The sequence below is a fragment of the Deltaproteobacteria bacterium genome, from assembly GCA_009692615.1.
Classification (GTDB): Bacteria; Desulfobacterota; Binatia; order UBA9968; family UBA9968; genus DP-20.
Window position 1 is genome coordinate 1 of sequence record SHYW01000149.1, and the last position, 10174, is coordinate 10174.

Below are 10174 nucleotides of genomic sequence, written 5' to 3' on the forward strand. Positions count from 1 at the left end.
CGGGACGCCAGTCGATCCGTTGCGCTTCTTTGTCCTGCGGCCACATCAGCGAATAACCATGGCCGGATAATATCACGATATGCGCGCCGGGGCCATGCCGATGGCCTTTCTTATACTTCCCGGCCGGAAATGCCGATAAATGCGCGCTCATGGTATTGCCGGCGAACTCGAACAAGCTATTGCGCGTGCCCGCGCCGCGAGCCGAATGCTCTACGGGTTGAAACTCCATGAGATTAGCGACGAAGTTGGTTTCCCAGACACGCCCCGGCTTGACGCCTTTTTGAATATAGTATCCGGGCTTGGTCAGCTCACCCGCTTCGCCGCGATAGCGATCCATGAAAATGAACGGATTGTTGAAAATGAAGTCAACATTGCGAAATTGATTGATCGCCTGGGGCGCGCTGGTGAGCGAAATAAAGCGCGCCGGTTTGGACGCGTCGGCGTTGAAATGTTGATGCCAGGCATTGAGCGGCGGCGAGAACAGGCTGCCCTCCTGCCACTCAAGCGTATGCTTGGCACCGCATTCATTCCAAATCTGGGTAGCCCCCTGGCCGCTCAAGATGAAAATAATTTCTTCATAGAGATGACGTTCCGGCTTGAGCTGCTGCTTCGCGGATATTTCATTGATATGCGCGTCGCAATTCATGCCGGCACCATTGAGATTGACGAACGCGCCACGCCCGCCGGTTCGCGCCCAATCGGCTAACTCCACGGTTCGGACATCATCGATCCAATAGCCGCCATAACTGGGGATGCCTTCGCTTTCCTGCCAAAAAGCATAGGGAGTTTTTAACTCATAGGCGGATTTCGTGCTGAGATCTTGCATGGTGTTTTCCTTTCAATTCATGCCGGCGTCTTAGGCCAGCTTATTTGGGGCGAAACAGTTGAGTAAACTCTTGCAAATATTTGTCTAGATTGAGCACCACCGCGTCGGGCACGGCGTAAGCTTTGAGATCGCCGACGGTTTGTAAATCTTTGCGCGCGGAAAAGCGGCCGGTCTCAAGGATCGTCTTCTGACCTTCAATGGAAAGCGCGAAATCAACGAACAGCTTGCTCGACGCCGGTGCATCGGTCTTCACCGCGATGCCAACACCGCTGGTCGTGGCGACGATCGGCTTCGCCGTGGTCACCCACTGCACCGGCGCGCCACTTTGCTGCAACTGAGTTATGTTGAAGCCATAGACCAGCGCCAACGGAAACTCACCGGCGGTCATCAACTGCGCGAGCAGAGAATGGCCCCGGCGCCAATGGATTTTCTGTTGCGCCAGCGCGTGAAAGAATTTCTCGCCGCGCTCTTTGCCCATGAAGTGCAACATGGCGCCGTACCAAATCCCCACTTCTGGGTCCATGCCGAGCTTATCGTTCCAGCGCGCGTCGAGTAAATCGGTCCAGTCCTTGGGCACCTGAGCGGCGGGCACCTGGCGCGTGCTATAGCCCAGCACGATCAGATTTGAATACATGGTCGCCCAATGTCCCTTGGGGTCATAGAAGCCTTCCAAGTACGCCTTGGTCTGCGAGCTTTGATAGCGCGCCAGCAGTCCCTTCTCCGCCAGCAAGGGTAAGTAGGCGAACGAGGTCACGTCGAACTGCGGCGTGCCAGATCTCGCTTCGGCAAAGATCCGGTTCATGATCCGCTCATTGCTGAGCCGATTGATCGCCACTTTCAGAAACGGATATTTTTTCTCGAAGGCATCGGCCAGCGGCTTGCTGCCGTTGACGTTCAACGCCGTATACCAACGCACCGTGCCGCGCTCGCGCCGCGCCTCGGCAATCAACGCGTCATCGGCGCGCACCGCCACCACCGCTTGACTGAAAGCGATGAGCGGTACCAGTAGGGCAATTTTCCAGTGCCCAATACCCCTAATCTCACTGTTCCGCACGGCAATCCACTCCAATTATTTTAGCAACGAGCGCTTGGCTCCTTCGTCAGGCGGCGATCAACACGCCGGCAACGCACCAATGACCAGAGCGTATCAACATTTGCTTCTTTGGCGCAAGACTAGAGAGCGCCAACCGGCGACGTCTCGGTTTCCTTGACAACCCCGCGCCGCGACAGGTATTACCTGGAAACAATCCGCTGCAATTGCGACCGGTCGCGCAACCGGTTCAATAACTATCGATCAAGAACAACCCCTGGGAGCCCTGCCATGCCCTACAGCACCGCCAACGGCCTAAAAATTTACTACGAAGTCTCCGGCGAAGGCATGCCCTTCGTCATGGTTCATGCCAATCCGTTCGACCACAATTTGTGGATGTACCAGATCGCCCACTTCTCGACTTACTTCAAAGTGATCGCCATCGATATCCGCGGCTACGGACGATCCGACAAGCCGGAAACGCCGTTCAGCCTCAAAGACATGGCCGACGACGTGCTCGGTGTTTGCCGCGATGAAGGCGTCAACGCAGCGATCCTCGGCGGCGTCAGCGTCGGCTCGGGCATGGCGATCTTGCTCGGCCTCGATCATCCGGAGATTTTCAAGGCGATCATCCTCGTCGGCGGCAGCAGCGGCCCCGGCGGTTCCATCGACGAACGCATTCACGGTTACACTAAGGTCGGCATCGAAAAATATCACATTCAACATCTGCGCGAATTGGTCGCGCCGGAATTTCCAGAAACTAAATTAGGAAAGTATTTGCTCAACACTTTCGTCGAACGCGATCCCTGGCTGTCGGGCGAATCCATCGGGCAGATTTTTCACGCCCGCGGCGGCCTCGACATGACGCCGCGTCTGGCAACGATGAAAGTGCCGACGCTAGTGATCAACGGCGAATACGATAACTCACTAGCCGGCGGCAAGAAAACTGCATCGCTAATTCCTGGCGCCGTGCACAAAGTCCTGCCAAAAACTGGCCACGCCTGCAACATCGAAGACCCCGCCACGTTCGATGAGTTCGTGATCGATTTCCTGCGCGCCAATAAGTTGATGCCAGCCAATCCGACGTAGGGGCAGGCCCCTGTGCCTGCCCTGGGTCCGGACGGGCAACCACGGGGGTTGCCCGTACCTCCGACGCCGGCACCATTCACAAATTCGATCTCGCTTCGCTCATCGAAGTGCAGAACCGGCATGGACATGCTATAGAAATTTCCATTCAGAACGAGAAAGAAAAATTCACATGGCGATCAATATTGAAAAACTCAAAAACATGGCGCCGCCCCAAGGCATGGAGTTTCACATCGCCAAAGTCGGCCATGTCGTCCTGCAAGTCGCCGATCTCGAACGGGCGACGGAGTTTTACACCAAAGTACTCGGCTTCAAAGTCTCCGACGTTTACCCCGACGAGATGATGCCCGGTGGTATGGTCTTTTTGCGTTGCAACAGCGATCATCATTGCCTCGCGCTGGTCGGTCAAGGCGATAGCAAAAACAATCACCGCGAGCTGCATCACCTCGCCTTCGAAGTGCCGACCCTCGGCGAAGTACTGCGCGCGCGCGACCGCTTGCGCCAATTCGGCGCGACCATCGACTTCGCAGGACGGCGCCGCGCCGGCTGCCAGATCGCCGTCGAGTTCTGCGACCCGGACAACAACTCGCTGGAAATCTACTGGGGCGTCGACCAAGTCGGCAGTGATGGGCGCGTGCGTCCGTCGAACGAATGGCACGGCGTAAAATCGTTGGACGAAGCGATCGTCAACCCCGTGCCCGGACAAGACACGCATATCCCTAAATGAATTCCTCTGTTCCATCGCTCGAAGATCTAATTAGCGACTCGAAACATGCACTTGTCATCGGCGTTGGCGGCGGCGGCGATGTCGTCGGGGCGCTGACCGCTGCGCGCTTTCTCGAATTCTGCGGCTTGCGCTTTACCGTCGGCGGCCTTTCTTGGGAACGCAACGTTTACGATCCGATTCCCGGCCCGCGCAAACCCAGCGAAACGAAAAACGTGCGGGTACTGCACGAGTTCGCTTGGATGGCCAATGCCAATAGCCAAACCAGCACCGGCGTGCCTTTCGCCGAAGCGAAGATGGCCGCGCTGCTCAAACGTGAAGTCCTACTCGTCGACATCAACGGCGGCGTCAAGGGCGTCGTCGACGGACTTGAAGTCGCGATGAAAGAATTGCAAACCGATCTGCTCGTCGGTCTCGATGTTGGAGGCGATTCATTGGCCGAGGGCCATGAGCCCGGCCTGCGCAGTCCGCTGGCGGATTCCATCATGATCGCCGCCTTTGCCGAATTGGCAGAGCGCGGCCATCGTACCATGTGGGGCGTGTTCGGCTACGGCAGCGACGGCGAATTGACCGTCGACGAAATTGAAACCGCCCTCAGCAAACTTGCCGCTGCCGACGGCCTGCTTGGCGCCTGGTCGCTGACAGCGAAAATCGCTAGAGAACTCGAAGAAGTAGTAAAAACCGTTCCGACCGAAGCGAGCGCACTTCCGATCGAATGTTTCCGCGGCGCCTGTGGCAACCGCGATATCCGGCGCGGCGAGCGCCATGTCAAACTCACGCCGCTCACGGCGCTGACATTTTTCATGTCAACCGGCAAACTTTATGATACCCTCGCCCGGCCCGCTCGAGCGCTACGTTCCAGCTCATCGTTAGACCAAGCCAATGACGCGCTCCACGCCCTCGGCATCGCCACCGAACTGGACTATGAACGAAAATTCTATCAGGCGGCAACTCTCAAGTGATTGAAAGATTCTTCGGCGAGCTGCAGCGCGACGCGATCATATTAATGATCTCCCGCGGCGTGCGCGCCTTCGCATTCTCCTACCTGGGCGTGATTTTCACGATTTATCTGAGTCAGCTTGGCTACTCGACCATGACGGTCGGTTTCGTCGTGACCACCGCTTTCGCCGCCAGCGCCGTTCTCACGGCGCTCTGGGGTTATTTGTCGGATCGCTACGGCCGCAAGAATATCTTGATCCTGCTCGCGGCGCTGACCATCGTTTCAAACCTCATCTATATTTTCTCTAGCCACTTGATCTTCATCATCGCCGCCGTGATCATCGCCAACGTCGGCGCCGGCGGTTCAGGCGCCGGCGGACAGGGGGGCGGCCCGATGAGTCCGGTCGAGCAAGCCTTGCTCGCGGAAAAGTGCACGGCGGAAAACCGCAACAAAGTTTTTGCCGCCAACGCGTTTGTCGGCTCCATGTCGGGCTCCCTCGGCGCCCTGCTGAGCGGCCTGCCGCAGCACTTGCAACAAGATTGGGGCTGGCAGCCGATCGCTTCCTATAAACCGTTATTCGGCCTCACCATCCTTTTTAGTTGCGTGCTGATCTTCGCCTACTCGCGCATCGACGAACATCATGTTTATCGCAAGCGCGAGAAAAAACAGTACGCCACCAAGGCCAACAAGTTCGTCTTGAAAATGTCGCTGCTCGGCATGATCGACAATCTCGGCGGTGGCTTGATTAGCCCATTGCTGGCGTACTGGTTCTTCCTGCGCTACGGCGTCGACTTGAAATTCCTGGGCTACATGTTCTTTCTCTCCTATTTTCTCGCCGCCATGTCCTTTCTCACCGCGCCGATGATCGCCCGCAGGATCGGCGTCGTCCGCACCATGGCGTTTTCCCATGGCTTGGCCTCCTTCATCTATTTGATTTTACCGCTGGCCCCGACGTTCACGATCGCCGCGGCGCTGACGATCATTCGCTCCTATCTCGCTTACATGGACAATCCGCTACGCAGTTCCTTCATCATGGGCGTGGTGCGGCCCGAAGACCGCGGTTCGGCGGCCGGCTTGACCAGTCTGTCGCGCCATGTGCCCGTAGCCGTCAGTCCGACTCTGTCCGCTTACCTAATGCAAAGCTTTTCCTTGAGCGTGCCGATTTTCATCGGCGGCTGCCTGCAGCTATTTCATGACTGCGTTTTTTATTTCATGTTCCGTGACGTCAAGCCGCCCGAGGAACAAGGAGCTGCGCCCCAAGTGGCGCAAGCGTAATCCATGGGAATTGTCCGGAGCCTCCATCGGGACGCCAAAATGCTGATGGCCGCGCGCGGCATCCGCGCCTTTGCGTTCTCTTACTTGAACATCATCTTCGCCATCTATCTGGACCGCTTGGGCTACACGCCGGTAACCATCGGCATCGTTTACTCGGTTGCTTATCTGAGCGGCGCCGTCCTGACAGCCTTGTGGGGTTATCTGTCCGACCGCTACGGCCGGCGCAAAATCCTCATGCTGCTGGCGCTGCTGACGATCGTCTCCAACGCCATCTTTGTGTTTTTTAGCAGCCTGTTCTTCATACTGCTCGCGGTGATCATCGCCAACGTCGGCGCCGGCGGTTCGTCTGGCGGCGGCTCCGGCGGCGGGCCGTTCAATCCAGTGGAAGAAGCTCTGCTCGCGGAAAAATGTCAGCCGGAAAAACGCACGCAGATCTTCGGCCTCAATTCTTTCTTCGGCTCGGTGATGGGATCACTGGGCGCCTTGGCCGCCGGCGTGCCGCAGTTTCTCCAAGAAAGTTGGGGTTGGTCTTCGGTAAGTTCTTACCAGCCGCTTTTTCTCATGACGATTCTTTTTAGCTTCGGCCTACTATGGGTCTACAGTTCGATCAGCGAGCAGCACCAGCCGCGAACAGCGCAAAAGAAAATCTCCAAATCCACCGGCGTGTTCGTCGCTAAAATGTCGATCCTCGCCTTCGTCGACAACTTCGGCGCCGGCATGGCTGGCGGCCTAGTTTCCTATTGGTTTTTTCTGCGCTTCGGCGTGGATCTCAAATCTTTGGGCCTACTATTTTTTATTTCCAACTTTCTCGCGGCGATTTCTTTCTTGGCCGCGCCGATCATCGCACGCCGCATCGGCCTGGTCCAAACCATGGCTTTCTCCCACGGCCTAGCGTCGATGATATACCTCTCGATCCCGTTCGCGCCGACGTTTTTCATCGCCGCCACGCTGATCGCCATCCGTTCTTTCTTCGCCTACATGGACAACCCGCTGCGCTCGTCGTTCACCATGGCAATGGTCCAGTCCAACGAGCGCGGCTCCGCCGCCGGCGTCACCAGCCTGGCGCGCATCGTGCCCTACGGCATCAGCCCGACGATCTCAACTTATTTAATGCAAAGCGTGTCGCTGACTCTGCCATTGTTTATCGGCGGCGGATTACAATTGGTCAACGACGTAGTATTTTATATGATGTTTCGCCACATCCGGCCGCCGGAGGAAGAGAAGCGCAAGGGGTAGTTTCAATGTTTCAATCCTTCGCTACGCGCTGCGCGCTACTCAGGATAACGGAGTTAGAAGTGCCGTTTCCCCGAGTAAGCCCGCAGGGCTGTAGCGAGGGGCGTTCCATTCAAACCGTTTAAAAAAGAAGATCATGGCGATCAGACGTCACATACCACCCACCGGCGCGCTCGGTTTTATCGAGCGGCTCGCCGAACAGCGCATTCGGGAAGCCCAGCGCAAAGGTGAATTTGAGAACCTCGCCGGCAAGGGCAAACCCTTAGACTTGGCCGACCACAGCACGCTGCCCGAAGATTTGCGCATGGCGTATCACGTTCTAAAAAACGCCAACGTTCTGCCGCCCGAGGCCGAGTTATTGAAAGACATCCACATCCTCGAAGATCTGCTCAAGCATGTCGAAGATGAAAGTGAGAAAAAATCCCTGGCAAAAAGTCTACAGGGGAAAGTGATCCGCCTCGATTTGATGAAGCGGCGCTCGATGGAATTAAGTTCTACCCGCGGCTGCAGCCGAAAAATAGTCGCTAAGCTATTAGGGAAATGACCTGCGACTCTCCCGCGGGCAGTGATTGAAGTGCGATGTAGGGGCGACCGGCGGTCGCCCTTCCCGCTCAATTCAGCGGCAAAAACAAATCCTCAATCGCCATCGGCTTCGCCATCAATCCCTGATCGAGCGAATAACCGACGAAGCGTTCGAGATTGGCGCGATTGTTTTCTAACCCGAAAGGCCAGGGATCTGGGCCTAAAAGCTTTTCTTCTTCCTCGAATGCTTGGCGGCCCCAGGCGAGCCAGGACCAGTTGGGATCGGCGTAGAACTCACGACAGATTTTTTTCGCTGCTGTGAATGCGTTGAACAAGCTCAGCGCTGCTTCAGGAGTTCTTTTCAGCACATCATCGCGGAACGCCACCACGTGCATGATCGGAAAGAAACCGTTCTTCTGGTAATAGCGCAAATCTTCCGCCTTGGGATCGGCGAACAGCCGCTTGATTTTCTTCGAGCCGCGCAACACTGGCTTAGGCGGATGGGGCGTCATCATGGCGCTGATCTCACCCTGCTCCAGCAGCTCGCCGACATTGGCCGACGGCGCCAGTTGCTCGATCTTGACGCCCTTCTCCGGTTCGAACGCGATGTTGTCCTTCTTGCTCAGCAGCCAGTGAATCTGACGCCAGGGCACGTCGAACTCGCTCTGCAGATCCCCCTTGGACAAAGTCGCCAGGGTATTTTGAAAGCTATGCAGGCCGACTTTCTTGCCGATCAAATCTTTCGGCTCGTCGATACCGGCGTCGACATTGATCCACATCTGCGAGTGGCTAAACAAGCGGCGCGGAAAAACCGGGATCGCGGTAAACGGCATACCGCGGCTCTTGGCCATCAAATAGGATGACAGCGACAACTCCGCCACGTCGAACTCGCCCTTCTGGAGCATCCGCTCGTGGCGCTCCTCGCCATCGCGCTGGCGGTCCGATTGGCCAACGATCAAAACTTTGAGATCGAGGCCCGTCGCTTCCACCGTGCCATCGAAGAAGGGCACGTGACGGTCATAGTGCGACAATGCCAGGGTGATTTTTGTGTTGGCCATCTTTTTCTCCATACCTCAATACAGCGGCCGCCGGCTTGGCTCCTCAGCCGGACGCAGGTAGCCGTCCATCGCCTTCAGCAATCCGGCTATGGTGGGACGATCGGTGGGATCTTCGCTGCGATGGGCGAACAAAACATTGCCGCCGCGGTCGAGCAGAAAATCGCCGCCGGCCTGGTAGATGTCTTCTTTGCCGTAGTCCTGAAGGTGCAGCCCCTTGCGGAATGATTTGAGATAGAGCTTCAGGGTCGCCGGCGAAAATACTTTACGCCAAGGGAGGGATTTCAATTCGAAAGCTTCGTAGAGTTTGCGCTCAGGGTCGGCGAGCAGCGTGAACGGCCACTCGTGATAGTTCAAATAGGTAATCAGCGTCTCCGGTTGGGCGAAAGACACCACCACGATATCGATGTTGCGGCGGCGAAACTCAGCCTTAAAGGCATTCACCTCGACGAGGTGAGCTTGGCATGGCAGTCAAGCCAGATGGCGGAGAAAAATGACTAGTAGATATTCGTTGAAGTGCGCCGTGAGCAGCGTAGGCTTGCCCTGCAAATCGACAAGCGGCAGTTGGTCTAGAGAGATGGTTTCCATGGAGCGATAACGAAGTTGTAGCGCGGAAGACCTTTCTGATTAGTACTCTTATCCTCGTGTAGGAAGCCGGTCAAGCCGTCAAGCGTTTCACGCCGTCCTGTTACGTCCAATGGCCGCAATAAAAAAGGGCGCCCCGACCTAGCGCCCTTTTGACGATAATTCAGTAGTGAGAAATTACCAACGATTGCGACCGCCGCCGCCGCCATCACCACCGCCGCGCCGTTCTCCGCCACGATCGCCGAAGCCGCCACCGGCACGCTTCTCTTGCGGACGCGCTTCGTTGACCGTCAGGTTACGACCGTCAAGATCGGTCCCGTTGAGCGCTTGAATCGCCTTCTGGGCTTCTTCGTTGGATGCCATTTCGACAAATCCGAAGCCGCGCGAACGACCCGTGAACTTGTCCGTAATCACTCGGGCCGACTCAACCGCCCCGTGGGTGGAGAATAGATCCTGGAGTTGCGCATCAGTGGTCGCGTAGGGCAAACCACCGACATAAATTTTACTGCTCATGTTCTCTCCTTCTAAACATCTGTTATGGTCTTTGCCCTAAGAACTGATCAGCGCTGGCAGCAGAACATGGAAATGAAGACACGCTCTGGTCGGTTTGTCCGCGTGGCACCGAACTGCAAGGTAAGACTCCCTAGACCTTCAACTATGCTCTTTATATTCACTATCAGAAGGCCCCATACTGAAGTGTAAAAAAAGTTTACCTCAACTCCCAGCTTTTATGCAAGTCCAAATTTTGGCCTTGTTGTAGCAAAGTGATTATGTCAGGGGTTAACGGCAACGTAATTATGTCAGGGTGGAAGGATGACAACCCTGACAATGAAAGACGAGAAACGACTAGACGTAATTCAACGAGTATATCGCAGCGAGATCACCGTGGTTGAGGCCG

11 protein-coding genes are annotated in these 10174 nt (G+C 56.4%); 6 read left to right on the forward strand and 5 right to left on the reverse strand.

Annotation, left to right across the window (positions count from 1 at the left end; translation table 11 throughout):
* Positions 1-826: cupin domain-containing protein (locus tag EXR70_23425; protein MSP41447.1), on the reverse strand; the 826-nt coding region annotated here is incomplete at its 3' end.
* 40 nt (positions 827-866) lie between these two features.
* The gene (locus EXR70_23430; protein ID MSP41448.1) at positions 867-1895 is read right to left on the reverse strand and encodes an extracellular solute-binding protein; all 1029 of its coding nucleotides are present in this window, start codon (positions 1893-1895) and stop codon (positions 867-869) included.
* 252 nt (positions 1896-2147) lie between these two features.
* Between EXR70_23430 and EXR70_23435 the strand changes: the two genes are divergently transcribed.
* The 6 genes from EXR70_23435 (at position 2148) to EXR70_23460 (ending at position 7658) form a co-directional block, all read left to right on the forward strand.
* The gene (locus tag EXR70_23435; protein MSP41449.1) at positions 2148-2945 is read left to right on the forward strand and encodes an alpha/beta hydrolase; all 798 of its coding nucleotides are present in this window, start codon (positions 2148-2150) and stop codon (positions 2943-2945) included.
* A gap of 169 nt (positions 2946-3114) precedes the next feature.
* On the forward strand, positions 3115-3669 hold the full coding sequence (locus tag EXR70_23440) for a hypothetical protein (GenBank protein MSP41450.1): 555 nt from the start codon (positions 3115-3117) through the stop codon (positions 3667-3669).
* Positions 3666-4628, forward strand: a complete 963-nt coding sequence (locus tag EXR70_23445) for a DUF1152 domain-containing protein (GenBank protein ID MSP41451.1) — start codon at positions 3666-3668, stop codon at positions 4626-4628. The genes EXR70_23440 and EXR70_23445 overlap by 4 nt, the downstream gene beginning before the upstream one ends.
* Positions 4625-5881 carry an MFS transporter gene (locus EXR70_23450; protein MSP41452.1) on the forward strand — a complete coding sequence of 419 codons (1257 nt, stop codon included), beginning with the start codon at positions 4625-4627 and terminating at the stop codon, positions 5879-5881. The genes EXR70_23445 and EXR70_23450 overlap by 4 nt, the downstream gene beginning before the upstream one ends.
* Before the next feature lie 3 nt (positions 5882-5884).
* Positions 5885-7117, forward strand: a complete 1233-nt coding sequence (locus EXR70_23455) for an MFS transporter (protein MSP41453.1) — start codon at positions 5885-5887, stop codon at positions 7115-7117.
* 133 nt (positions 7118-7250) lie between these two features.
* Positions 7251-7658: a DUF1992 domain-containing protein gene (locus EXR70_23460; protein ID MSP41454.1), complete on the forward strand. Its 408-nt coding sequence runs from the start codon at positions 7251-7253 to the stop codon at positions 7656-7658.
* A gap of 67 nt (positions 7659-7725) precedes the next feature.
* On the opposite strand, the gene EXR70_23465 is transcribed toward EXR70_23460, so the two are convergent.
* The 3 genes from EXR70_23465 to EXR70_23475 all read right to left on the reverse strand — a co-directional run bounded on the left by EXR70_23465 (position 7726) and on the right by EXR70_23475 (position 9789).
* Positions 7726-8694, reverse strand: a complete 969-nt coding sequence (locus EXR70_23465) for a 4,5-dihydroxyphthalate decarboxylase (GenBank protein ID MSP41455.1) — start codon at positions 8692-8694, stop codon at positions 7726-7728.
* A gap of 15 nt (positions 8695-8709) precedes the next feature.
* On the reverse strand, positions 8710-9162 hold the full coding sequence (locus tag EXR70_23470) for a redoxin domain-containing protein (protein ID MSP41456.1): 453 nt from the start codon (positions 9160-9162) through the stop codon (positions 8710-8712).
* Between the two features lie 291 nt (positions 9163-9453).
* Positions 9454-9789, reverse strand: coding sequence for an RNA-binding protein (locus tag EXR70_23475; protein MSP41457.1), 336 nt, complete (start codon positions 9787-9789; stop codon positions 9454-9456).
* Between the last annotated feature and the right edge of the window lie 385 nt (positions 9790-10174).